The sequence below is a fragment of the Marinobacter sp. SS13-12 genome, assembly GCF_030227115.1.
Lineage (GTDB): Bacteria > Pseudomonadota > Gammaproteobacteria > Pseudomonadales > Oleiphilaceae > Marinobacter.
In genome coordinates, this window is record NZ_JASSUA010000001.1 from 2,711,927 (window position 1) to 2,735,286 (window position 23,360).

General features: G+C 56.2%; 21 protein-coding genes. 9 read left to right on the forward strand and 12 right to left on the reverse strand.

The genetic code is table 11. From position 1 onward, the window contains the following. From QPL94_RS12365 to gloB, 5 genes are all read right to left on the reverse strand, one after another. A complete protein-coding gene (locus QPL94_RS12365) occupies nucleotides 1–1,029 on the reverse strand; it encodes an ABC transporter permease (RefSeq protein ID WP_285357665.1) in 1,029 nt (342 codons plus the stop codon). Next, nucleotides 1,026–2,111 carry a microcin C ABC transporter permease YejB gene (locus QPL94_RS12370; protein WP_285357666.1) on the reverse strand — a complete coding sequence of 362 codons (1,086 nt, stop codon included), beginning with the start codon at nucleotides 2,109–2,111 and terminating at the stop codon, nucleotides 1,026–1,028. The genes QPL94_RS12365 and QPL94_RS12370 overlap by 4 nt, the downstream gene beginning before the upstream one ends. 38 nt (nucleotides 2,112–2,149) lie before the next feature. After that, complete coding sequence (locus QPL94_RS12375) at nucleotides 2,150–3,919, reverse strand: extracellular solute-binding protein (protein WP_502881546.1); 1,770 nt, start codon at nucleotides 3,917–3,919, stop codon at nucleotides 2,150–2,152. 80 nt (nucleotides 3,920–3,999) lie between these two features. Beyond that, complete coding sequence (locus QPL94_RS12380; RefSeq protein ID WP_285357668.1) at nucleotides 4,000–5,733, reverse strand: lytic transglycosylase; 1,734 nt, start codon at nucleotides 5,731–5,733, stop codon at nucleotides 4,000–4,002. A 165-nt stretch (nucleotides 5,734–5,898) separates the two neighbouring features. Continuing rightward, nucleotides 5,899–6,693: a hydroxyacylglutathione hydrolase gene (gene gloB / locus QPL94_RS12385; RefSeq protein WP_285357669.1), complete on the reverse strand. Its 795-nt coding sequence runs from the start codon at nucleotides 6,691–6,693 to the stop codon at nucleotides 5,899–5,901. A gap of 108 nt (nucleotides 6,694–6,801) precedes the next feature. On the opposite strand from gloB, the gene QPL94_RS12390 reads away from it, so the two are divergent. The 4 genes from QPL94_RS12390 (at nucleotide 6,802) to QPL94_RS12405 (ending at nucleotide 10,748) form a co-directional block, all read left to right on the forward strand. Next, complete coding sequence (locus QPL94_RS12390) at nucleotides 6,802–7,623, forward strand: class I SAM-dependent methyltransferase (RefSeq protein WP_285357670.1); 822 nt, start codon at nucleotides 6,802–6,804, stop codon at nucleotides 7,621–7,623. Further along, nucleotides 7,623–8,066 carry a ribonuclease HI gene (rnhA, locus tag QPL94_RS12395; protein ID WP_137434529.1) on the forward strand — a complete coding sequence of 148 codons (444 nt, stop codon included), beginning with the start codon at nucleotides 7,623–7,625 and terminating at the stop codon, nucleotides 8,064–8,066. The genes QPL94_RS12390 and rnhA overlap by 1 nt, the downstream gene beginning before the upstream one ends. 15 nt (nucleotides 8,067–8,081) lie before the next feature. Next, a complete protein-coding gene (gene dnaQ / locus QPL94_RS12400; protein WP_285357932.1) occupies nucleotides 8,082–8,792 on the forward strand; it encodes a DNA polymerase III subunit epsilon in 711 nt (236 codons plus the stop codon). Nucleotides 8,793–9,041: 249 nt separating this feature from the next. Further along, nucleotides 9,042–10,748 (forward strand): FimL-related protein, encoded by a 1,707-nt coding sequence (locus QPL94_RS12405; protein ID WP_285357671.1) that lies wholly within the window; start codon nucleotides 9,042–9,044, stop codon nucleotides 10,746–10,748. Nucleotides 10,749–10,834: 86 nt separating this feature from the next. Here the strand turns inward: QPL94_RS12405 and QPL94_RS12410 are convergent, their stop codons facing one another. Beyond that, complete coding sequence (locus tag QPL94_RS12410) at nucleotides 10,835–11,149, reverse strand: SCP2 sterol-binding domain-containing protein (protein ID WP_250091291.1); 315 nt, start codon at nucleotides 11,147–11,149, stop codon at nucleotides 10,835–10,837. A gap of 198 nt (nucleotides 11,150–11,347) precedes the next feature. On the opposite strand from QPL94_RS12410, the gene sohB reads away from it, so the two are divergent. Together sohB and QPL94_RS12420 are read left to right on the forward strand one after the other, a co-directional pair. Beyond that, a complete protein-coding gene (sohB, locus tag QPL94_RS12415; protein WP_285357672.1) occupies nucleotides 11,348–12,412 on the forward strand; it encodes a protease SohB in 1,065 nt (354 codons plus the stop codon). 25 nt (nucleotides 12,413–12,437) lie between these two features. Continuing rightward, nucleotides 12,438–13,439: a YhdH/YhfP family quinone oxidoreductase gene (locus tag QPL94_RS12420; RefSeq protein WP_285357673.1), complete on the forward strand. Its 1,002-nt coding sequence runs from the start codon at nucleotides 12,438–12,440 to the stop codon at nucleotides 13,437–13,439. Nucleotides 13,440–13,686: 247 nt separating this feature from the next. Here the strand turns inward: QPL94_RS12420 and QPL94_RS12425 are convergent, their stop codons facing one another. From QPL94_RS12425 to metH, 4 genes are all read right to left on the reverse strand, one after another. Further along, nucleotides 13,687–14,190 (reverse strand): DUF934 domain-containing protein, encoded by a 504-nt coding sequence (locus QPL94_RS12425; RefSeq protein ID WP_285357674.1) that lies wholly within the window; start codon nucleotides 14,188–14,190, stop codon nucleotides 13,687–13,689. Next, a complete protein-coding gene (locus QPL94_RS12430; protein ID WP_285357675.1) occupies nucleotides 14,183–15,835 on the reverse strand; it encodes a nitrite/sulfite reductase in 1,653 nt (550 codons plus the stop codon). Before QPL94_RS12430 ends, QPL94_RS12425 begins: the two co-directional genes overlap by 8 nt. Nucleotides 15,836–16,162: 327 nt before the next feature. Further along, nucleotides 16,163–16,396 carry a DUF2970 domain-containing protein gene (locus QPL94_RS12435; RefSeq protein ID WP_285357676.1) on the reverse strand — a complete coding sequence of 78 codons (234 nt, stop codon included), beginning with the start codon at nucleotides 16,394–16,396 and terminating at the stop codon, nucleotides 16,163–16,165. A gap of 41 nt (nucleotides 16,397–16,437) precedes the next feature. Further along, nucleotides 16,438–20,145: a methionine synthase gene (gene metH / locus QPL94_RS12440; protein ID WP_285357677.1), complete on the reverse strand. Its 3,708-nt coding sequence runs from the start codon at nucleotides 20,143–20,145 to the stop codon at nucleotides 16,438–16,440. Between the two features lie 185 nt (nucleotides 20,146–20,330). On the opposite strand from metH, the gene nfuA reads away from it, so the two are divergent. The 3 genes from nfuA to QPL94_RS12455 all read left to right on the forward strand — a co-directional run bounded on the left by nfuA (nucleotide 20,331) and on the right by QPL94_RS12455 (nucleotide 22,743). Continuing rightward, complete coding sequence (nfuA, locus tag QPL94_RS12445; RefSeq protein ID WP_137434520.1) at nucleotides 20,331–20,918, forward strand: Fe-S biogenesis protein NfuA; 588 nt, start codon at nucleotides 20,331–20,333, stop codon at nucleotides 20,916–20,918. A 252-nt stretch (nucleotides 20,919–21,170) separates the two neighbouring features. Further along, nucleotides 21,171–22,370, forward strand: coding sequence for a DUF445 domain-containing protein (locus tag QPL94_RS12450; RefSeq protein ID WP_285357678.1), 1,200 nt, complete (start codon nucleotides 21,171–21,173; stop codon nucleotides 22,368–22,370). 49 nt (nucleotides 22,371–22,419) lie between these two features. Next, complete coding sequence (locus tag QPL94_RS12455) at nucleotides 22,420–22,743, forward strand: hypothetical protein (RefSeq protein ID WP_285357679.1); 324 nt, start codon at nucleotides 22,420–22,422, stop codon at nucleotides 22,741–22,743. A gap of 1 nt (nucleotide 22,744) precedes the next feature. On the opposite strand, the gene QPL94_RS12460 is transcribed toward QPL94_RS12455, so the two are convergent. Continuing rightward, nucleotides 22,745–23,071 carry a TusE/DsrC/DsvC family sulfur relay protein gene (locus tag QPL94_RS12460; protein WP_285357680.1) on the reverse strand — a complete coding sequence of 109 codons (327 nt, stop codon included), beginning with the start codon at nucleotides 23,069–23,071 and terminating at the stop codon, nucleotides 22,745–22,747. 3 nt (nucleotides 23,072–23,074) lie between these two features. Then, nucleotides 23,075–23,356, reverse strand: coding sequence for a sulfurtransferase complex subunit TusB (gene tusB / locus QPL94_RS12465; RefSeq protein WP_285357682.1), 282 nt, complete (start codon nucleotides 23,354–23,356; stop codon nucleotides 23,075–23,077). Nucleotides 23,357–23,360: the final 4 nt, after the last annotated feature.

A 23,360-nucleotide genomic window follows, 5' to 3' on the forward strand; every position in this document is an offset into this window, starting at 1 on the left:
TCAGTTCTTTCTCGGGTCAAAGGCATCGCGCACCGCTTCGCCGACGAAGACCAGCAAGGTCAGCATGATGGACAGGGAAACGAAGGCCGAAATGCCAAGCCAGGGTGCATGGAGATTGGATTTTCCCTGGGCAATCAGCTCGCCGAGCGACGGGGAGCCGGAGGGCAGGCCGAAACCCAGGAAATCCAGGGAGGTCAGGCCGGTGATGGCGCCGGTCAGGATGAATGGCAAAAACGTAAGCGTGGCGACCATGGCGTTGGGCAGAATGTGCCGGAACATGATCTTGCGGTTGCCCAGCCCCAGGGCTCTGGCAGCCTTCACATACTCAAAGTTGCGGGCACGGAGGAACTCCGCCCGCACCACATCCACCAGCCCCATCCAGCTGAAAAGCAGCATGATGCCCAGCAGCCACCAGAAGTTCGGCTGCACGATACTGGATAGAATGATCAGCAGATACAGAACCGGAAGCCCGGACCAGATCTCGATGAACCGTTGTCCGACCAGGTCGATCTTGCCGCCGTAGAAGCCCTGGATGGCGCCGACAATGACCCCGACGATGCAGCTGAGTATGGTAAGGATGAGTCCGAACAGAACCGAGATCCGGAATCCGTAGATGACCCTTGCCGCAACGTCACGGCCCTGATCGTCGGTACCTATCCAGTTCTCTGCGCTCGGGGGCGCGGGCGACGGAACTTCCAGGTTGTAGTTGGTGGTGTTGTAGCTGAAGCGTATCGGGGGCCAGATCATCCACCCGTTATCGTTGATTTCATCGGCAATAAAGGAATCGCGGTAATCGGCTTCCGTGGGCAGAAAGCCACCGAAAGTTTCTTCGGGCACGCTTTCCACCACCGGGAAATAGAGATCCCCCTTGTAGTAGGCGACCAGCGGCACGTCGTTGGCGATCACTTCGGCGATCAGGGAGAGCCCGAACAGGGTCAGGAATACCCACAGAGACCAGAAGCCGCGGCGGTTTTTGCGGAAGTTGGCAAGCCGGCGCTGCTGGATCGGGGTCAGCTTTACCAGACTCATGATCCCTCCCGGCTTTCAAAATCAATGCGCGGGTCCACCAGAACGTAGGTGATGTCGCTGATCAGCTTCAGCACCAGGCCCATGAGCGTGAAGATAAAGAGCGTGCCGAAGATCACCGGGTAATCACGGTTCAGGGCCGCTTCAAAGCCTAGCAACCCCAGCCCGTCCAGGGAGAAGATCACTTCGATCAGCAGCGAGCCGGTAAAGAACAGTGAGACCAGTACCCCGGGAAGACTGGCAATGACGATCAACATCGCGTTGCGGAACACGTGCCCGTATAGCACCTGCTTTTCTTCCAGACCCTTGGCGCGGGCAGTCACAACGTATTGCTTGCTGATTTCATCAAGGAAAGAGTTCTTGGTCAGCAGGGTGAGGGTGGCGAACCCCCCGATCACATTGGCGGTGACGGGCAGTGCCAGGTGCCAGAAATAATCGCCGATTTTCTGGTACCAGTTAAGTTCGTCGAAATTGGATGAGGTCAGTCCCCGCAAGGGAAACCAGTCCAGGTAGCTGCCGCCGGCAAACAGGACAATCAGCAGTATGGCGAACAGGAAGCCGGGAATGGCATAGCCCACCACGATGGCAGAACTGCTCCAGACATCGAACCGGGAGCCGTCGGTGACGGCCTTGCGGATGCCCAGTGGAATGGAAATCAGATAGATAATCAGGGTGGACCATAATCCCAGGGAGATCGACACCGGCATTTTGTCCAGTATCAACTCGATGACTGACCGGTCACGGTAGAACGAATCGCCGAAATCGAAAGTGGCGTAGTCGCCGAGCATTTTCAGAAAGCGCTCGTGGGCTGGCTTGTCGAAGCCGTACATGACTTCGATCTCCCGGAGCAGCTCCTCGGGGAGCCCGCGGGAGCCACGGCTATCGCCAGTTGAAGAGGTAACTTCGCCGCCCGAGCCACCGCCACTGGCCCTGGCGAGAGCACCGCCACCATGCCCTTCGGTTTCCGCAATCAATTGTTCAACCGGGCCGCCCGGGGCGGCCTGAACAATCACGAAATTAAGCAGCATGATACCAAGCAATGTGGGGATGATCAGCGCCAGACGCCTGAGGATGTAACTGCCCATTCAGCGGAACTCCGTCTCGTTTATGTCAGAGAACTGCATCATTGGTCAGTGCTTTTCACCCACCAGTTATTAATATCAACGCCATTTTTGGGCACAGTATCCGGCCGTGTCAGGAAGGACCAGTAGGCGATGCGGTCCTTGGCCAGGTACCAGTTCGGTATCACGTAATGCCCGTGGAGCAGCACCCGGTCCAGAGCGCGTACCCGGTGAACAAGTTCCTCCCGGCTCGGTGCCTGGATCACCATGTTGACAAGGTCATCAACCACCGGGCTGTCGACGCCCATGTAGTTGCGCGATCCTTTTACGTCGACAGTGGACGAGTGCCAGTACTCTCTTTGCTCATTACCCGGAGAGTCGGACTGTCCGATACCCTGCACGGTCATGTCGTAGTCGAATTCACGGATTCGCTGGATGTATTGGTTGGTATCTACCAGCCGTACCGACACATTGATACCCAGCTTTGCCAGATTGTTCTTGAAGGGCAGTACCACCCGCTCGAATGTTTTCTGGTAAATCAGAATCTCGAACGCCAGGGGTTGACCGGTTTCGAGATTCACCATGGTGCCATCTTTTACAGCGTAGCCGGCGTCCCGGAGCATGGTAAGTGCAGTACGGAGGTTGTCGCGCAGGCCGCCTTCACCAGCAGTAGAGGGTGGCTGGTATGCTTCTGTGAAGACGTCCGCGGGTAACTGGTCCCGGTAGGGTTCCAGAATCTCCAGCTCCCGGCCTTCGGGGAGGCCGGATGAGGCCAGCTCACTGTTCTCGAAGTAGCTGGAGGTACGGGTGTACTGCCCGTAGAACAGGTTTTTGTTGGCCCATTCAAAGTCAAACGCGTAGCTGAGTGCTTCGCGCACTTTCGGATCACTGAACACCTCGCGGCGCGTGTTCATGGCAAACGCCTGCATTCCGGCCGGGCGACCATGCTTGACCGCCTCGGTTTTTACCTTGCCCGATTCGAACTGGTCACCCCTGTAGGCGGTTGCCCAGTTCTTGGCTGAGGATTCCACGCGAAAATCAAAGTTGCCAGCCCGGAACGACTCCAGTGCCACGGTGTCGTCCGTGTAATAGTCGTATTGGAGGTTATCGAAATTGAACTTGCCTTTGCGGACGCCAAGGTCCTCTGCCCAGTAATCCTCCACTCGCTCGAAGGTGATGGAGCGACCTGGCTCGAAGTCTCCGATCCGATAGGGGCCACTGCCCACGGGGGGTGTCAGGCCGTTATCTCCGAACTCACGATTCTCCCAGTAATGACTGGGAAGGACGGGCAGCTGACCAAGAATCAGGGGCAGTTCCCGGTTGTTGGTCTGCGCAAAATCGAAGCGGATTCGTCGCTCATCCTCAATCGTGACGTCTGTTACGTCCGCATAGTAATTGCGATAGAAAGGGTGGCCCTTGGTGGTCAGGACGTCGAAAGAAAATTTCACGTCTTCGGCGGTAATCGGCTCGCCGTCGTGGAAGCGGGCTTCTTCGCGCAGGTTGAAAGTGACGTAACTCCGGTCCTCAGGTGTCTCTATGGATTCTGCAATCAGGCCATAGGCTGAGAAAGGCTCGTCTGCAGACGCCTCCATCAACGTATCGTAAACGTAGGTATTAATGCCGGCTGCGGCCACGCCACGTATTACGAAAGGGTTGAAGGAATCAAAACCATTGGCCACCACCGCCATTCGTATGGTGCCCCCTTTTGGGGCATCCGGATTAACGTAATCAAAGTGGGGAAAGCCTTCTGGGTAACGGGTATCCCCGTGCATCGCAATGCCGTGTTTCGCGGCAGTATCGGCTGAGATGGATTGCCATGGCAGGAGAGCCATGGCAACAAAAGTAAAAGCACTGATGAGGGATGGGGCTTTCCGTGTTCTTGTCATAGATCTCGCGCGCTTCCGGTTCAGGCTCAGGGACTGTTTCTTATGTCCACATAGAGTACCAGACTTTGCCCGGGCTGCAGATAACGTGACGTGTTGAGATCGTTCCAGCTTGCGATATCCCTCACATTCACCGCGAAACGGTTGGCGATGGTCGACAGGGAGTCGCCTTTACGGACCTGGTATCCCACCTTGCGGACCATGCCCTTGCCCCTGTTGTTGCTGGCCAGCATGGCAGGCTGCTTGGATTTGGACCAGATAACCAGTTTCTTGCCAGGCATCAGCGGGTCGCCCGGTGCCATGCCATTCCAGGATGCAACCTGCCGGACAGAGACACGGTGTTCGCGGGCAATATCCCAGAAGGTATCACCTGAGCGAACAGTATAGTCAACGCGGGTGCCATTGCTGTTCTTGCCGCTGCGCTGCTGTTTACTGGCAAGCCGCTCACTGGCGCTGAGTGCATAGGTCTCTGACTGCTTGGCTGCAGAAGGAATCATCAACCGTTGGCCGATACGGATAATGTGGCTGTTGAGATTGTTGACCTGCTGGATAACCGAAGGCGTTGTAGAATAACGTTTTGCGATGGTGCTGAGCGTATCGCCCGAAACCACCTTGTAGTTGTTCCAGGATACGCGTTGCGAAGGGTCGGTTTTCTCGAGTGCCGCGGTGAAGGTACTGGCATTTTCCCTTGGCACCAGCAGACGGTGGGGGCCGTCCGGTGACGTCGCCCAGCGATTGAAAGACGGGTTAAGCAGGTAGATTTCGTCAATGTCCACGCCCGCCAGTTCCGCGGCCTGGGCAAGATCCAGCTGTGAGCCAGTTTTCACTACCTCAAAATAGGGCTCATCGGAAAGCGCCGGTAATTCAATGCCGTACTTCTCCGGCTGGTCAAATATCTTGGCAAGCGCGATCAGTTTGGGTACGTAATGGCGGGTTTCCCTGGGCAGATCCAGTGACCAGAAATCAGTCGCTGCATTCTTGTTGCGGTTACGCCTCATAGCACTGGAAACGGTGCCGCCGCCGCTGTTATAGGCAGCCAGTGCCAGCATATAATCGCCATCAAAACGGGTTGCCAGCCTGTCGAGGTAAGTCAGTGCCGCGTCCGTGGCTGCTATCACATCACGCCGGTCGTCGTGCCACCAGCTCTGGGTCAGGCCGAAATACTTGCCGGTTGACGGAATGAACTGCCACAGGCCAGCAGCGCGGCCATGGGAGTAGGCGAACGGGTCGAACGCACTTTCCACCACAGGGAGCAGAGCCAGTTCTGTGGGCAGACCGCGCTTCTCGGTTTCCGTGACAATGTAGTGCAGGTAACGGCTTCCTCGCTCTACAACGCGGTCAATGTAGCGCGGGTGTTTCTTGTACCAGTTGAGCTGGGCCTGGACCCTGGGGTCACTGGCGTCATGGTCCAGTGCGAACCCGGATCTCAGTCGTTGCCAAAGATCCGATACGGCGACCTCCTCAGCGGAATTTTCCTGTTTGGGAGTGTCCAGTTTCTGCCTGGCATCTTCCGCTGTTTTTTTGAGTGAGGGCTCGATGGCATCATCCAGTTGCGTGCGGGACGATTTGTCAGCTGATTTGTTGTCAGGGTCGGATTCAATGGATTCTTTGAGATCCTCGTCTCCGGCAGCAACGGTTAACCTTTCGGTTTCAAGAACGTTTGCGGAGGCTTCTGTGTGATCTCGCTCTGCAGGGGCGAAGATGCTGCAACCACTGGTTAGTGTGCCAAGAAGAAACAGGATTGATACTCGCGAGACCGACATATAACGACTTCCGGTTGGCTGGGCGACGCCGGGATGATCTGTCTGAAATCCCGGCATATTTAGTAGTTTACGGCGCAAAAGTTATACGGATTCTATTGGAACGCTTTTCAGGGGGTCAACAAGACTCTGGTTACGTCATTGATAGAATTTGTTACCCGCGACTCCCTAAAAGGTATCCTTGCCATGCCGGGTTACTGCGAAAACGTCACTCTCCGACGTGATGGTCAGTCCTGCCTTGCCGGCATGTCTTTTTGCTGAATCGATCACCGCCTGATCATCCCATCGAAGGAAGGGGTTCAATCGTTTTTCGTCACCCAGGATGGACGGCACGGTTGGTTCGCCGTCGTCCCGGCGCTTCTGGCACCGGGCTTCAAACTCACGCAGTTGCGCGTCATCCGGCAGCCAGTGCCTGGCAAACTTCAGGTTGGCCATTGTGTATTCGTGGGCACAATAGACGGCTGTTTCATCCGGCAGGTTGCGGATGCTCTCCAGGGACTGTTTCATCTGCTCCGGCGTTCCTTCGAACAGTCGCCCGCACCCGCAGACAAACAGCGTGTCGCCACAGAACAGCACCGGACGGTCGTTCACATGACAATCCGTAAAATAGGCGATGTGGTCGAGTGTATGGCCGGGCACAGCCAGCACATTGAAGGTCAGGTCCTGCCACACCACTTCATCACCAGGGTGGACCTCGCTGGTGGCGCCCTTGAAGGGTGAATTGGCGGGGCCGATGATGCGGCATCCGGAAACCGTTTTGGCCAGGGTATCGACTCCGCCAACATGGTCCGGGTGGTGGTGGGTGACCAGAATGGTATCAAGCTCCAGTCCGTTCTCAGCAAGGAACCGAGTGGCAGGTTCCGCCTGGCCAGGGTCGACAATCAGTGCCTTGCGGTCTTCGGTGTTGAACAGGCACCAGATGTAGTTGTCATTAAAAGCTGGAATAGCGCTGATGGTCAGCATAGGCTCCCACATGTGCAAAACGAATGTGACTGTTATGATAGTGCATTAACAGCGACGTCCCAACATCAAGGCCGCAACGAACGCGCAATGAACGAAGGGAATGCAGCGATGACCCCAGCAGGTGAGATTGATTACTCTGCCCGACAGCAAAGTTTTGAAAGCTGGTTCCAGACCCCCCTGGGCCGTTTGTTGCTGGCGGATCAGAGGGCTTGCGTTGATCATCATATTCAAAAGCTCTCGGGGGCCAGGCAGTTGCAGGTTGGCCTTAGCCACCGCCTGCCGCTGGCAAGCACCGCCGATTTTTCCCAGAGAATCCTCACCACCCCTATGTGGAATTCCGCGATACCTGACGGCGTAGCGGTCTGCGATGCGGATGAATTGCCCTTCCCCGGGGATTCCATGGACCTGGTAATACTTCACCATACGGCTGACTTCTCACCGCATCCCCACCAGGCATTGCGTGAGGCGTCCAGGGTTCTTCGCGGAGAAGGGATGATGGTGTTGATCGGGTTCAATCCTTTCAGCCTCTGGGGGCTTCGGAAGCTGGTATCAAGGCACCGCGGAGGCCCCTGGGGCGGGCGCTTCATGATGAAACGGCGGATGGAAGACTGGCTCCGGTTGCTTGATTTCTCCGTGGAGTCCGCAGGTTCCTCCTTTTTCCAGGTGCCGCTCCAGCGTGCAGTGTTGAGTGATGGCCCGGGAATCGTGGAGCGTGTTTGTGGCAACCGGTTCCTGCCGGTAGGCGCCTATTACTGTATCCTTGCCAAAAAACGGGTTTACTCAAGAATACCCCGCAAGCCGGTCTGGCAGGGAAAGAAGGTGATTGCGATGCCGGGCAGAGGAGCCGTTGGAGCCTCGCTTTCGTACCCCGGGAAAGGACGTAACCGCAGCGGGGCTGCGCTTAACCATAATCAACTCGAGGAATACTGATGGTCGGTAAGGTTGTTCTCTACACCGATGGCGCCTGCAAGGGAAACCCGGGGCCGGGAGGTTGGGGTGTAGTGCTGAGCTATGGCAACGCCAGCAAGAAGTTGCATGGTGGTGAAGCCAATACCACCAACAACAGAATGGAATTGATGGCAGCCATACGGGGCCTGGAGGCGCTGAAGCGCCCCTGTGAAGTAGAGCTGTACACGGATTCCCAGTATGTTCGGAAGGGCATCACGGAATGGATGCATGGCTGGAAACGGAACGGCTGGAAAACGTCGGCGAAAAAACCGGTCAAAAACGAAGATCTCTGGCGGGAACTGGACAGCGAGGTGGCGAGGCACACGGTGAACTGGCACTGGGTAAAAGGCCACTCCGGAAATCCGGGGAATGAGTTGGCGGACGAACTTGCCAATCGCGGTGTCGAAGAACTGGCGAACGCATAACAAGCAGGGCGAATGATGAGACAGATTGTACTGGATACGGAAACCACCGGTATTGACCCGTCAGAAGGGCACCGAATCATTGAAATAGGGTGTGTGGAGCTGATGGAACGCCAGACCACCGGGCGCCACTACCACGTGTATATTAATCCGGAAAGGGAAGTCGAAGCCGAGGCTATAACCGTTCACGGCATAACCAACGAATTTCTTACCGACAAACCAAAATTCTCCGACATCGCTGACGAGTTCTTTGACTTTATCAAGGGCGCCGAACTTGTCATCCACAACGCGGCGTTTGATATCGGTTTCATGGATTCGGAATTCGCCCGCCTGAAACCGGTCCGCAAAACGGCTGATCACTGTGGCGTGGTGGATTCCCTGGCCATTGCGAGAAAGAAACACCCGGGCCAGAAGAATAACCTGGACGCGCTGTGCAAACGGTATGGCGTCGACAACAGTAGCCGGGATCTTCACGGCGCCTTGCTCGATGCTGAGATTCTCGCCGAAGTCTATCTTCTGCTGACAGGTGGTCAGACAGCGCTATCGCTGGATGCGGCTGGCGATGAGGCCGGGGGCGGGGGTGGTATCCGTCGCCTGGCAGCGGACCGAAAACCGCTTGACGTGGTCCGTGCCAGCGATGAAGAAGCGTCAGCCCATGAAGAGTTTATGGCGTTGCTTGCAAAGCAGGCGGGTGGAACTGTCTGGGACAGGCTGACAGAGAAAGACTGAATCAAGCCAGGATTGGATAACAGCCCCGCAGTGAGAACTGTGCCGGACTGTACTTTTTGTTACATTCCCGCTTTCTTGAGCTACTTGAGTTTTGTGTTATAAGTAATGATAAGTTCGCGAGTTTTCGCGAACTTTTGTTTTAGCTGGGAAGGGCAAATCCGGCTCATAAAAAGGCTCCGGAAAAAACCGAAAGGGTCACATTCCAAGAACAGGACGCGGTAGTTTCCGCATAATTTACAGGAAGCGTTTATGGTTCAATCGTCTCTGGCGACGAAATCACAGTCATTTGATCTGGTCAAGAGTGAGATTGAGCAGACCATAAGACAGGCAGAGTCCAGCCTGGAACGCTTTCAGGAAAATCGGGAGAGCGGTGAGGACCTGCAGAACTGTGTGGATTTTCTGAACCAGCTCCGTGGTATTTTCATTCTTGTTGAGCTGCGTGCAGGCACCTTGCTGTGCCAGGAAGCCGTCAGCATGGCGAACGACGTTCCCGTTGGCGCCAATGACGACAAGAACATACTCCTTACCACGCTCAACAGTGCGCTTTTCATTTTGCGCCGTTATGTTGAGTACTATCACCAGCAGCGTGCCGATCACCCCGAGCTTCTTTTGCCGGTCATCAATGACCTGCGCGAGGCCAGGAAGGAAAAGCCCTATCCGGAATCGTGTTTCTTCGATGTGGATGTGAAAGAGCGGCCTGATTTCTGTGCCGGGATTTCCGTGCCATCGTTTGAAGGCAACGAGGCTGACTATGAAATTCTTGCTCGCCGGATGCGCCTTACCTTTCAGGTAGCGTTGCTGGGTGTTCTTCGCGAGAAAAACGAGGTGGTCAGCAAAAAACTGTTTGGTCGCGCCGCCCGGGGTTTCGCCCGTTTATGCCAGGGGCAACCCATGGGGCAGATGTGGTGCCTGGTAGCCATTGTTGCGGATACCATGCTCGACCGCGCCATGGGGTTCAGTAAAGCCCGCAAGCGCATGTTCATGAGAATTGAAAAGTATTCCCGTGAGGTGGTTTACGTGGGCAAGGTGGCTACCGCAAAGGACGCCCCGGATTCCCTGATAAAAGACCTGATTTATCTGTTATACCGCAGCGGCTCCGCGAACCCGGAGGTAACATCCGTTCTCTCGGCGTTCCGCCTTGCACCGGCGGAATTCCCGGATTCCATGCTTGATGCTCATGCCCGCCGGCTGTATGGCCCCGGCTCGGATGTACTCAAATCTCTGTCCACAGCCCTGCAGGACGAGCTGAATCAGCTCAAGGACAAACTGGATATTGTTGAGCGCGGCATCGAGCCGGATCTGGCTGAACTTTCCTCCATTGCCGAAGCCCTGGAGCGCATGGCGAATACGCTGGTAATGCTGGATCTGAACCAACTCGGTGCGATGGCCCGTGCAGAAGCAGCCAAGCTGCGAACCTGGGAAGAAGAAAAGCGGTTGCCGGCGGGCGATGAGCTCTACAAACTGGCAGACTCCGTGCTTGGCATCGAAGATGCCGTGATGCAGATTGTGACCCGGGGCATTACCTCGGAAACCGACGCACTGGCAAGTGGGCCAAGAAACCGGGAAGAGTCCCTGTATCTGAAAGAAGCCACGTTTGTCGTGGCCGATGAGGCCAGAAGCGCGCTGACCCTTGCAAAACGGGCCATTACGGCCTTTATCGAGTCCGACTACGACAAGCTCCACCTGGCCAACCTGCCGACCACTCTGCACAGCATCTGGGGCGGATTGCACATGCTCGATGATGCGGGTGCGGCATCTGTACTTGAACGCGTGGCCGGGTCTATCCAGGCGCGCCTGCTGGACGCCAGAGAGGCGCCCCCGGCCCAGGTTCTGGAAGCACTGGCGGATGCCCTCACATCCCTCGAGTACTACATTGAAAGTATTGGCAAGCGCGAAGAGCGTAACGCCGATCTTTTGCGGCTGGCAGAATCGTCGCTGGATGATGTGGGTCTATGAGGCGATGAGAGACGACGTCGGATAACTGAAACTGAAAAACCCTGCACGTTGGCAGGGTTTTTTTATGGGTGGTTCTCAAACGGGCATCAACCCATGTTGAACAGTTCACCCAGTTTGGTTGCCAGCATCATGTCGCCTTCAGCGCGCAGCTGGCCAGCCATGAATGCCTGCATGCCATCGGTTTCGCCGGACACGATGCCTTTGAGAGTCTCGGAGTTCATGATCAGCGTAACAGAAGGGTCGTCGTGGGTGCCTTCGACGGCCTTGCAGGTGCCATCCTTGATAATCACGTGATAGTTATTGTCGTCTTCGATATCGAATTGGAAGACCAGGTCCAGGCCTTCAGCGGCGTCTGCGTTGAAATTCTGTTCGAGCTTTTCAAAGATTGGAGCTACAGACATTATTTTACCCTTTTTGGTGTTTGTCTTGGCGTATTGACGGCGGGCCGAGCCGACGTAGCATTCGACTTTAGGGTGAGATAATAGCAGTGTCAAGCTCGATCGAACGCTTGTTTTAATTTTCTTTATCACCGTGATGGGTTGTACCTCAGGGCACCTCGGTTACAATCGAGCGCTCAAGAATAATCCTGGAGAAGCAACTTGGAATTTCTGACAGAGTTCGGTTTGTTCATCGCGAAAACGGTCACCCTGGTGGTGGCAGTGATGGTCATTATTTCGGTGATTATGTCCGCCGCACAGAAAGATAAGGACGATCATGGTGGGGATGGTGAGCTGAGGGTTCGCAAACTCAACGAGAAGTACCGCAAACTGAGGGAGTCTCTTCAGGCCAGGCTGCGCAGTGAGTCCGAACGAAAAGTGTTCGAAAAGGCCCGCAAGAAAGCGGATAAAGCCAAAGAAAAGGCGGCCAAGGCGAAGCGCAAGGCTGGTGATGCCGAAGAGGACGCAAAACCCAGGGTGTACGTGCTGGATTTTGACGGTGACATCAAGGCCAGCGACACCGACTCCCTGCGCCGGTCCATCACAGCGGTGCTCAGCGTGGCGGAACCGGAAACAGATGAAGTGGTCATCCGCCTGGAAAGTGGCGGCGGGCTGGTTCACTCCTATGGCCTGGCTGCCGCCCAGCTTGATCGCATACGCGCCAAAGGCATCAAGCTGACCGCCTGTGTTGACAAAGTGGCCGCGAGTGGCGGTTACATGATGGCCTGCGTGGCGGATCGCATTGTGGCTTCACCCTTCGCCATTCTGGGCTCCATTGGTGTGGTCGCCCAGTTGCCCAATTTCCATCGCTTTCTGAAGAAGAACGATGTGGATGTCGAGATTCTTACTGCCGGCGAGCACAAGCGGACCCTGACCATCTTTGGTGAAAACACCGAAAAGGGCAGGGCGAAATTCCTGGAGGACCTTGAAGACACTCACGTGCTGTTCAAGGAATATGTCGGCGAGCGCCGGCCCGGCCTGGACATGACAGCGGTCGCCAACGGTGACATCTGGTTTGGACGCCGGGCACTTGAGGTCAACCTGATCGACGAAATCAAAACCTCCGACGAATTTCTCATTGAAGCCTGCGACCGTGCGGACGTAATCTCGGTAAGTTACCAACGGAAGCGCACACTACCGGAAAAGCTTGGACTGGCCACCAGTGCGGCACTTGAACACACCGTATGGCGAGTACTGGGCGCGTTCCGCAACCAGAAAATCCAGTAGAGCCAACAACAACGGGGAAAGAATCATGACCAACGACACCGAGTTCAAGGCATGGCGCGTTCAGGAGCAGGATGGTGAATACATCGGTTCTGAACAGACGCTGCACGTATCGGATCTGCCCGAGAATGACGTCCTGATCCGGGTCAGCCATTCTTCCCTCAACTACAAAGACGCCCTGTCCGCCTCCGGCAACAAAGGCGTCACCCGCAACTTCCCCCATACACCGGGCATCGACGCTGCAGGGGAAGTTGTGGAAGCCTCTGCAGGCCCATTTTCCCCCGGCGACAAAGTACTGGTCACAGGCTACGACCTGGGCATGAACACCGATGGCGGCTTCGGTGAATACATCCGCGTGCCGGCAGGCTGGTGTGTTTCCATGCCCCGGGGCTGGGAGGCGCGCACCGCCATGATCTACGGCACCGCCGGCCTCACGGCAGGCCTGTGCGTGCAAAAACTGCTGACCATGGGTGCCGCCCCCGAACAGGGCAAAGTCGCGGTAAGCGGCGCCAGCGGTGCAGTGGGCAGCGTGGCTGTTGAACTGCTTGCCAACCTGGGCTTTGAGGTAGTGGCGATAAGCGGCAAGCAGGATCATGCCGACGCACTCAAGCACCTGGGCGCCAGCGAAGTGCTGGGTCGCGATGCCCTGGCGGCCGAAAAGAAACCAATGCTCAAACCGGCCTTTGCCAACGCGGTGGACACCGTCGGCGGCGGTCCGCTGGCAGAGCTGCTGAAGCAGATTCACCCGGGCGGTTCAGTGTCCTGTTGCGGCCTGGTAGCGGGCCCACAGCTGGAAACCACTGTGCTGCCGTTTATCCTGCGGGGTAACAACCTGCTGGGTGTGGATTCTGTTGAAATCCCACTGGCTGAGAAACAGGCGGTATGGGACAAGTTCTCTGGTGACTGGGCGTGTAAGAAGACGGAAGCGTCGGCTCGTGATATTGGGCGTGGTGAGTTGGATGGTGCCTTGAAAGCCTTCCTGAAAGGGGAGTCCGCCGGGAAAATAGTTCTGGATCATTCCAGGCAATAAAATGTAGGTCGGATTAGCCGAAGGCGTAATCCGACAACTGTTCGCGGCAAACCACATTGTCGGATTACGGCTTTGCCTAATCCGACCTACGTTTGACTGGGAGAAAAGTTCGCGAGAATGAAGAGGGGGCCGGTAACCAAAACTGTGCGGAGCCAGGGATGGCGGAGCTCAAGCCGAACAGGACGTCTTGAGGCGTGTTTTGGTTACCGGCCCCCTCTTTGTTCGTTAGGGGAGTCAAAAAGAAGACTCAGGAAGCCCGGCGGCGGAACAGGGGGACGTCTGTGTCTGTAGCGGCTTGATAACCCTGGGTGAAGAAGTTCAGGCAGCGCGCTGCCTTGTTGATGTCCTTGTCGGCTCGCAGCACATAGGTGTCAAAGCCACAGCGCTTCATAAACTGAAGCTGGTCCAGCAGCACATCCCCTACGGCACGAAGCTCGTTGCGATAGTTCAACCGTTCCCGCAACAGCCGGGCAATACTGTAACCGCGACCGTCGCTAAACTTCGGAAAATTCACCGCGATAACCGGAAGTTCATTCACCACACCAGCCAGAATCTCCGGCTCCTCATGGCTGTCCAGCCAGACCCCGATATCATCGCGGTTCTCGAAGTGCTCCTTGCCGGCCAACCACAGGTCTGCCGGGATCAGTGAGGGCTGATCCGGAATATCCAGAGAGTCCCCGTCCGCAGGTCGGGGGACGACCGCCCAACTGTCCTGACGGATACTGCCGTCGCTGGTAATCAAATCAGGCATACACCCGCTCCTTGAATGGCTCGATGCCGATACGGCGATAGGTGTCCAGGAAAGGCTCTTCCTCGGTCCGGTGATCGACGTACACATTAATAATTTTCTGAATTACTTCGGGCATGTCGTCCCGGGCGAACGATGGCCCCAGAATTTTGCCGATGGCCGCATCGTGATGGGACGAGCCGCCCAGACTGATCTGGTAGAACTCCTGACCCTTCTTGTCGACACCAAGTACGCCAATGTTGCCTACGTGGTGGTGGCCACAGGCATTCATGCAGCCGGAGATGTTGAGGTCGATGTTGCCAATGTCATAGAGGAAGTCCAGGTCGTCGAACTGTCGCTGGATGGCTTCGGCGACAGGAATGGACTTGGCGTTGGCAAGGGCGCAGTAATCGCCGCCCGGGCAGCAAATCACATCGGTCAGCGTGTTGAGGTTGGCAGTTGCAAAACCCATCGGGGTGATGGTTTGCCAAAGCTCGAACAATTCATCTTTTCGGACATCCGCCAGAACCACATTTTGCTGGTGGGTCACCCGCACCTCGCCAAAGCTGTACCGGTCCGCCACCTCCGCAATCTGCTCAAGCTGACGATCACTGACATCACCCGGTGGCGTGCCGGTTTTCTTCATGGTCAGCGTTACGATGGCATAGCCCGGATGTTTGTGGCTATCCACGTTGTGGGTAATCCACTGATCGAACTCGCGGTTCTCGAAGCGCTGGGTCGCCAGGGTATCGGTTACATCGGGAACCTGTTGGTAGTCGGGCTCTGTGAAGTAGCCCTTGAACTGGCGGATGGCCTCTTCGGTCAGGCGGGTAGGCGAGTCCTTGATATGAGACCATTCCTCTTCCACCTTCGCGGCGAAACCTTCCGGGGTCAGGGCCTTGACCAGGATCTTGATGCGGGCCTTGAACTTGTTGTCGCGGCGGCCGTAGCGGTTGTAGACACGCAGTACGGCTTCCAGATAGGTCAGAAGATCAAGCTCCGGCAGGAACTCACGGATCACCGGCCCCACCATCGGGGTGCGGCCGAGACCACCACCAACGTGGACCCGGAAACCCAGCTCGCCCTGATCGTTGCGAACCATCTGCAGGCCGATATCGTGCACCTGGATGGCAGCGCGGTCAGTATGCTCGGAGGCGTTCACCGCCACTTTGAATTTGCGGGGCAGAAAGGCAAACTCCGGGTGGAACGTTGACCACTGCCGGATAATCTCGCAGTAAGGGCGCGGATCGGTAATTTCGTCAGCCTGCACGCCGGAAAACTGGTCGGTAGTGGTGTTACGGATGCAGTTACCACTGGTCTGGTTGGCGTGCATTTCCACTTCCGCCAGTTCCGCCAGAATGTCTGGCACATCTTCAATAGCCGGCCAGTTGAGCTGAACGTTCTGGCGGGTTGTAAAGTGGGCATAACCTTTGTCATAGTCTCGTGTTATGCGAGCCAGCCTGCGAAGCTGTGCTGAGCGGAGCATTCCGTAGGGAACGGCGATACGCAGCATCGGTGCAAGACGCTGCACGTACAGTCCGTTCTGCAAGCGCAGCGGAAGAAACTCGTCTTCACGCAGTTCGCCAGCCAGAGCCCTTTCGGTCTGATCACGGAATTGTGCAACGCGCTCGGCCGCTATCTGCCGATCGTGTTCGTCATAAACATACATAGTGGAACGTCCTGCTGAAACGCTGAAAATACGGCTTTCGTGCCTGTTCTTGCCGGGGAGAATATCACCGTGCCATTATTCTTAAAATGATTATTTCAAAATATGTTTATCGATTTGAGTGATATAGAAAGGGAGATATTGCTGGACGGATGTCAATTTTCAGCCTAGATTTAAAAAGGCGTGCTTGAAAAATACATAACAAAACAAAGGGGAAAGACTATGAAGAAGACAATGCGATCAGATAGCCAGGCGGACGCCGTAGCGGCCGTATTGCTGATAGTCCTTGTGGTTGCCTTCGCTGTGATCTGGGTATCCGGCCAATAAAACCTACTGGCCGGAAAGCACCACCTTTACCACCACAATCAGGGTGACGACAAAGCCCACGGTAAACAGGATACCGGCGATAATATAGGGCCAGGGACTGTGGCTTCCGAAATCTTCCTCCCGGCGCTTGTCGGACTGCACTCCGAGAGCGCCGGCGAGAATGCTCTGCATGACTTTTAGAACACCCGGCCCCTTTTTGCGGGCAGGTTGTTTTTCGTGATCCTGTTGCTCGGCCATACTTCCTTCCATCTGATCAGGTTTGGCTCTTCCGGCCGTCGTTATTCTGCAGGGTCGTAGGCGAGGCTGGGAGCCAGCCAACGTTCCGCTTCGGCTTTGGATATACCCTTGCGCTCAGCATAGTCCTCAACCTGGTCTGCGCCAATCTTGCCCACCGCGAAGTACTTGGATTCCGGATGTGAAAAGTACCACCCTGAGACTGCTGCTGTTGGGAACATGGCGAAGCTTTCGGTCAGTTCCAGGCCAGCATTCTCGGTAGCCTTCAACAGTTCAAACAGTGTTGCCTTCTCAGTGTGGTCCGGGCAGGCCGGGTAGCCGGGGGCCGGGCGAATGCCCTGGTAGCGCTCGCGAATCAGGTCCTCATTCTTGAGTGTTTCGTCGTCAGCGTAGCCCCAGAATTCCTTCCTGACACGCTCGTGCAAGTGTTCCGCAAAGGCCTCGGCCAGGCGGTCGGCCAGTGCCTTCACCATGATGGCGTTGTAGTCGTCGTGGCGATCCTTGAACTCGAGGGAGAACTCTTCGGCCCCGATACCGGTGGTCACCGCAAAGCCGCCTACATAATCGCAGGGGCCGTCGCCTTCGGGCGCCACGAAATCGGACAGCGCCATCATCGGTTTGCCCGGCGCTTTGTCGTCCTGCTGACGCAGGTGGTGCAGGGTGGTGAGCTCTGTCTCGCGGCTTTCGTCGGTGTAGAGCACAATATCGTCGCCCCGACGGTTGGCCGGCCAGAACCCGATGACGGCTCTCGCTGAAACCCGCTTCTCTTCGATCATTTGCCGCAGTATCTTCTGGGCGTCGTCAAAGAGGGTCCTGGCGGCTTCACCCCGCTTGGGATCGTCAAAGATGGCCGGGTACTTGCCGGACATGTCCCAGGAAATGAAGAAGGGTGTCCAGTCGATGTAGTCGAGCAGCTTCTCAAGGTCGTAGGTTTCAAACGCACGGATGCCGGTGAAGGCTGGCTTCGGAGGTTCATAGCCCTCAAAGGCGAGGTCCGGTGCGCGGTCGCGGGCTTCCTTCAGCGAGACCAGCTTGGTGCGCTCACCACGGTTCTTGCGGCGCTCACGAATCTCGTGATATTCGGTTCTTGCGGCGTCTACCAGCGAGGATTTGGCGGTCTTGCTCAGCAACTGGGAGGCCACGTTGACGCAGCGGGAGGCGTCGGACACGTACAGCGCAATGTCATTCCTGTACTGCTGCTCAATCTTCACCGCCGTGTGAGCCTTGGACGTAGTGGCACCGCCAATCATCAGCGGGATGTGAAAATCCAGCCGCTGCATTTCCTTTGCTACGTGCACCATTTCGTCCAGCGACGGGGTGATCAGACCGCTCAGGCCGATGATATCCACGTTCTCTTTTTTTGCGGTCTCCAGGATCTTGTCGCAGGGCACCATAACGCCCATGTCGATGACCTCGTAGTTGTTGCACTGCAACACCACGCCTACGATGTTCTTGCCGATATCGTGCACATCACCCTTGACCGTTGCCATCAGGATCTTGCCTTTGGCTTTCTGTTCCTCGGTCTTCTCTGCTTCGATGTACGGGATCAGGTGCGCGACCGCCTGCTTCATTACCCTGGCACTCTTGACCACCTGGGGCAGGAACATCTTGCCGTCACCGAACAGATCGCCGACCACGTTCATGCCATCCATCAACGGGCCTTCGATGACCTCGATGGGGTGTTTTGCGCGCTGACGGCAGGCTTCCGTGTCGTCGAGGATATAGCTGGTAATGCCTTTGACCAGGGCGTGCTCAACCCGCTTCTCAACCGGCCACTCACGCCAGGCCAGGTCTTCCTCCTGGGTTCTTCCGCCCTTGCTGCGATAGCGTTCGGCAATCTCGAGAAGCCGGTCGGTGGAATCGTCGCGGCGGTTGAGTACCACATCCTCCACCAGCTCTTTGAGTTCCGGGTCGATTTCGTCATAAATGACCAGCTGGCCGGGATTGACGATGCCCATGTTCATACCGGCCTTGATGGCGTGATAAAGGAACACGGAATGGATTGCCTCGCGCACCGCATCGTTACCGCGGAATGAGAAGGACACGTTGCTCACACCGCCGGAAATGGAGGCGTGGGGCAGGTTGTCGCGAATCCAGCGGCTGGCGTTAATGAAATCCACGGCGTAGTTGTTGTGTTCTTCAATGCCGGTAGCAATGGCAAACACGTTGGGGTCAAAAATGATATCGCCGGCGTTGAAGCCGATGCCCACGAGCAGGTCATAGGAGCGCTTGCAGATCTCGGTCTTGCGTTCATAGGTATCGGCCTGGCCGTCCTCGTCAAACGCCATCACCACCACAGCGGCGCCATATCGCATGCAGTCCCGGGCTCGCTTCAGGAATTCTTCTTCGCCCTCCTTGAGGCTGATGGAGTTCACCACTGCCTTGCCCTGAATACAGCGCAGGCCGGCTTCGATGACTTCCCACTTGGAGGAATCGATCATCAACGGAACCCGGGAGATGTCAGGCTCGGAGGCGACCAGTTTCAGGAAAGTCACCATGACTTCCTTTGAATCCAGCATCCCCTCATCCATGTTGATATCGATGATCTGCGCGCCGTTTTCTACCTGGTCACGGGCAACGCTCAGGGCCTCTTCGTACTGCTCTTCCTTGATCAGCCGCAGGAAGCGCTTGGAGCCGGTCACGTTGGTACGCTCACCAACGTTGATAAACAGGGTGTTTTCGTCGCCGGTAAAAGGCTCAAGTCCGGACAGGCGCAAGGCCTTTTTCACTTCGGGAATCCTGCGCGGCGGATACTTGGAAACCGCGTTGGCGATGGCCTCGATATGATCCGGGCGGGAGCCGCAGCAACCACCGATAATGTTCAGGAAACCGTCCCGGGCGAAGCCCTCAATGATTTCTGCCATCTCTTCCGGGGTCTGGTCGTACTCCCCGAACTCGTTGGGCAGGCCGGCATTGGGGTGTGCGCTGACGTAGGTGTCGGCCTTATTGGACAGTTCTTCCACGTAAGGGCGCAGGGCATCGGCACCAAGCGCACAGTTAAGGCCTACAGAGATAGGCTTGGCATGGGCCACGGAATTCCAGAAGGCTTCGGTCGTCTGGCCGGACAGGGTGCGGCCAGATGCATCGGTAATAGTGCCGGAAATCATGATCGGCAGCTCAATACCGCTGTCGATGAAATATTGCTGGGTGCCGTAAATGGCTGCCTTGGCATTGAGGGTGTCGAAGATGGTTTCGATCAGGATCAGGTCACAGCCACCCTCAACCAGGCCTTCAACCGCTTCGTAGTAGTTGTCTACCAGGGTCTGGAAGTCCACGTTGCGATAGCCGGGGTTGTTGACATCCGGAGAGATAGAGGCAGTACGGGACGTAGGCCCGACCGCGCCCGCGACAAAACGTGGTTTGTCCGGATTGCGGGCGGTAAACTCATCGGCAACCTGGCGTGCCAGTTTTGCCGCCGCCACGTTCAGCTCTTTGGCCAGGGATTCAAGCCCGTAGTCTGCCTGGGACAATCGGGTTGAGTTAAAGGTGTTGGTTTCTATAATATCAGCGCCGGCATCCAGGTAGTCCGCGTGAATATTGCGGAGAAGGGCAGGCTGGGTCAGGTTCAGCAGGTCATTGTTACCCTGAACCTCCCGGTCGTAATCGGCAAATCGCTCTCCGCGGAACGCTTCCTCGTCCAGTTTCAGGTTCTGGATCATGGTGCCCATACCGCCATCAAGAATGACGATTCGTTCTTTCAGGGCGTTACCAAGCTTTTCCAGGCGGTCGAGGCGAGGGTTGCGATCGGTCATAAACATTACTTCCGGAAGTCGTATTTGTCTTAATGGCGCGGGATCATAGCAAAATTGGCGGATGTCGTCCCACGCCTTCATGATGTTCATCAATAAGCGAAATAAAGTCCGACTATTTTACTTGGTCTTTCATGTTGGAGCGAACTCACTTAAAATACAGTTAAACTTACCAACGGGTTGCAATTATGGCATTGGTTACGGTGACAGATCCCGCACGGGATTACCTTGCACAACTTATCGAAAAACAGGATGTTGAGGGCATGGGCGTCCGTATTTTTGTGACGCAGCCCGGAACCAAGAATGCCGAGACCTGTCTGGCGTACTGCCCGCCCAATGAAATTGTGCCGACTGACGAGCAGGTTGATCTTGGCAAGTTCACGCTGTTTCTGGATCACAACTCGGTTCCGTTCCTTGAAGAAGCCTACGTGGACTACTCCAAGGACCAGATGGGTGGCCAGCTGACCATCAAGGCACCTAACGCCAAGGTGCCCAAGGTGGATGACGATGCACCGCTCCCTGACAGGATCCAGTACGTGCTGGCCTCCGAGATCAATCCGAACCTGGCCGCGCACGGTGGCGATGTGTCATTGGTCGAGATTGTTGACGGTTCCGTAGCTGTACTCCGGTTTGGTGGCGGTTGTCAGGGCTGTAGCGCCGTCAGTCTGACCCTCAAGCAGGGTGTTGAGTCGACTCTGAAAGAGCGCGTGCCTGAAATCTCAGCCGTGCGTGATGTCACTGACCATACAGTTAAAGAAAACGCTTATTATCAATAAGATAAAGTGTACTTTTAAAGTGTGATCAGAAGCCGGCTATCGCCGGCTTCTTTCGTATCGGAGCTGATATTTGTCAGCTTGGGGCGTGCCGTGCCACCGTCTCTGTCCTGGCGGCACGGCCAATGTCGGTATAATTCAATTACTTTATTATCAGTCACATAATCAGAACCAAACGGCGGGTAAGATTGCCTGCCTGACAATTAACGGCGCGCCCGCTGCACTGTGCCCGCCATTCATACACTGGGGTTTGTCTTGGTTGATGTAGCACTTCTGTCTGTGCCACTTGTGGCTGCTATGGTTGGCTGGTTGACCAACTGGCTGGCTATTCAGATGTCATTCTATCCCGTGCAGTTTGTGGGAGTCGGTGTCTTTGGATGGCAGGGTGTTATTCCCCGCAAGGCCGAGAAAATGGCCCACATCTGCATCGACCGCACCCTGCAACAGTTTGGTGACCTGAACGCGGTCTACCAGCAACTGGAACCCCAGAGAATCGTGGAGCAGGTCATTTCCCAGGTCGGCCCACGGATGGATGAGTACATTGATGAGGTCATGTACGACATCCAGCCGGTGCTATGGGACAACCTGCCACTGTTCGTCCGCAACCGCATCTACCAATGGGGGCGCGAACAGTTGCCGGGCCGGATCGAGTCCCTGGTGGAGGATTTTGGTGACGATCTCAACGACCTGGTGGATCTCAAGGCGCTGCTGAGCCGTGAACTCGAGTCCCACCCGGACCTGATGAACCGCATATTCCAGCAGGCCGGCTCGGTGGAGCTCCGGTCGGTGATCAACCGCGGTGCGGTCATCGGGGGTATTCTCGGGGCAATTCTGGCGCCCATCTGGGCCCGGTACCCTGAGCCCTGGCTGCTGCCGGTGGGAGGGTTTGCCGTGGGGTTTCTCACTAACTGGATTGCCATTAACCTGATATTCCGCCCCCTGGAGCCCCGGCGCTTGCTCTTCTGGAAAGTTCAGGGGCTGTTTCTCAGGCGTCAGCCGGAAATCAGCGATGTCTGGGCCAAACTGGTCGCCGAGGAGCTGATTACAGTAGAGAAGGTCGCTGACGCCATGATCAACGGCAGCCATGGCGACCGCACCCGGGCAATTATTCAGAAGCACTTGCGACCACTTCTGGACAACTCCGTGGTCATGAAGCTGACCGCCCAGGTCACCGTGGGTATGACGGGTTACACTGAACTGAAGAAAGCCATGAACCAGAAGGCTGTGCTTGCAACCCATGATGTGTTCAGCGACCCGGCATTCAATCGGGAAAGGGCTCCGGTCGTGGCCAGCGTTCTGGCCAGACAGATGAAATCCCTCGGCCCTGCGGAGTTCCAGGACATACTCAGGCCGGCGTTCCGTGAAGAGGAACTCCAGCTCATGCTGGTAGGTGGGGTGCTTGGCGCCCTGGCCTGTGGGCTGCAGTTTCTGGCGTTAACCCACCTATTTTCGTGACAGACCGAAATAGTCGTCTGGCACAACTGACTGACCCGGAGGGCAGTGTATGAATTTTGGATGGACACTCGTTATTCAGGCAGGTGTAACAGCAGCTGCGGTAATATCAGTGCTTGCTGTGTTCTGGTTTGCCGTGGTGAAGCCCCATCTTGACCGCAAGGTCGAGGAAGTCATTCAGGCCTCACGGGAGATAGAGCCTGCCGTAAAAAGAGGCGTGAGGCAGGGAGTGGAGGAAACCTTACGGGAACTTCCGGAAAGCACGGCCAAGGAATCAACACGACAGTTTCTGCGCTTCGGTTCGAACCTGTTCGAAAACGGCCTGAGCAGCTTCCTTGGCGATGTGCCAGGTCAGGGCAGAAAACCGCCCGGATGACCTACAGGCAGTTGGTCGGCCGCGGCAGACCGGCAATGCGGCAGGCGGTTTTTGCCGGGGTGCCGGGAAACAGCTGCATAAGATAGATACTGTTACCCTTTTCTTCACCAAGTGCCTCTTTTACCGCTTTTACGAACAGACGGTTAGAGGGCGGCGACATTTCATGCTGTTTGTAAAAGTCTCGCAGAAACCGGATGATTTCCCAGTGATTATCGCCAAGGTTGATGCCATCCTCGTCCGCAATAACCTCGGCAACCTTCGGGTTCCAGTGCTCGGCGATCTCCAGAAAACCTTCATTGTTTCGTTCCGGCATCGTGATATCAGTCATGGTTCACCAGCTAATGACATTTTCTGCAGCTGCGGTCAGGCCTACCATGCCATCGAATGACACAGTCTGCTCCCTGCTGAACTGCGATGAAAGTCCTCGCGCTTCCAGGTCCGGCGCCAGCGCAAAACATCGCTCCGGGTTCAGATCCAGCCGCTGGGTGACAGCCAGGACGCCGTTTTCGGTCAACAGCAAGCCATCCTCAGGCCCGATCGCAGACAGGCACAGCCTGAAGCGGCTGTGCTCCGGCGGCTTATTGAGGATATGCAGGGTTTTAAATGAGATCATTGTT

Coding starts and splice junctions, on each gene's coding strand:
- dnaQ (WP_285357932.1), top strand. CDS start 8,082: ATGAGACAGATTGTACTGGATACGGAAACCACCGGTATTGACCCGTCA.
- metH (WP_285357677.1), bottom strand. CDS start 20,145: ATGACCGATCGCAACCCTCGCCTCGACCGCCTGGAAAAGCTTGGTAAC.
- QPL94_RS12390 (WP_285357670.1), top strand. CDS start 6,802: ATGACCCCAGCAGGTGAGATTGATTACTCTGCCCGACAGCAAAGTTTT.
- QPL94_RS12365 (WP_285357665.1), bottom strand. CDS start 1,029: ATGAGTCTGGTAAAGCTGACCCCGATCCAGCAGCGCCGGCTTGCCAAC.
- rnhA (WP_137434529.1), top strand. CDS start 7,623: ATGGTCGGTAAGGTTGTTCTCTACACCGATGGCGCCTGCAAGGGAAAC.
- QPL94_RS12420 (WP_285357673.1), top strand. CDS start 12,438: ATGACCAACGACACCGAGTTCAAGGCATGGCGCGTTCAGGAGCAGGAT.
- QPL94_RS12375 (WP_502881546.1), bottom strand. CDS start 3,919: ATGGCTCTCCTGCCATGGCAATCCATCTCAGCCGATACTGCCGCGAAA.
- QPL94_RS12455 (WP_285357679.1), top strand. CDS start 22,420: ATGAATTTTGGATGGACACTCGTTATTCAGGCAGGTGTAACAGCAGCT.
- nfuA (WP_137434520.1), top strand. CDS start 20,331: ATGGCATTGGTTACGGTGACAGATCCCGCACGGGATTACCTTGCACAA.
- QPL94_RS12410 (WP_250091291.1), bottom strand. CDS start 11,149: ATGTCTGTAGCTCCAATCTTTGAAAAGCTCGAACAGAATTTCAACGCA.
- QPL94_RS12425 (WP_285357674.1), bottom strand. CDS start 14,190: ATGCCTGATTTGATTACCAGCGACGGCAGTATCCGTCAGGACAGTTGG.
- tusB (WP_285357682.1), bottom strand. CDS start 23,356: ATGATCTCATTTAAAACCCTGCATATCCTCAATAAGCCGCCGGAGCAC.
- QPL94_RS12460 (WP_285357680.1), bottom strand. CDS start 23,071: ATGACTGATATCACGATGCCGGAACGAAACAATGAAGGTTTTCTGGAG.
- QPL94_RS12370 (WP_285357666.1), bottom strand. CDS start 2,111: ATGGGCAGTTACATCCTCAGGCGTCTGGCGCTGATCATCCCCACATTG.
- QPL94_RS12435 (WP_285357676.1), bottom strand. CDS start 16,396: ATGGCCGAGCAACAGGATCACGAAAAACAACCTGCCCGCAAAAAGGGG.
- QPL94_RS12430 (WP_285357675.1), bottom strand. CDS start 15,835: ATGTATGTTTATGACGAACACGATCGGCAGATAGCGGCCGAGCGCGTT.
- gloB (WP_285357669.1), bottom strand. CDS start 6,693: ATGCTGACCATCAGCGCTATTCCAGCTTTTAATGACAACTACATCTGG.
- QPL94_RS12380 (WP_285357668.1), bottom strand. CDS start 5,733: ATGTCGGTCTCGCGAGTATCAATCCTGTTTCTTCTTGGCACACTAACC.
- QPL94_RS12405 (WP_285357671.1), top strand. CDS start 9,042: ATGGTTCAATCGTCTCTGGCGACGAAATCACAGTCATTTGATCTGGTC.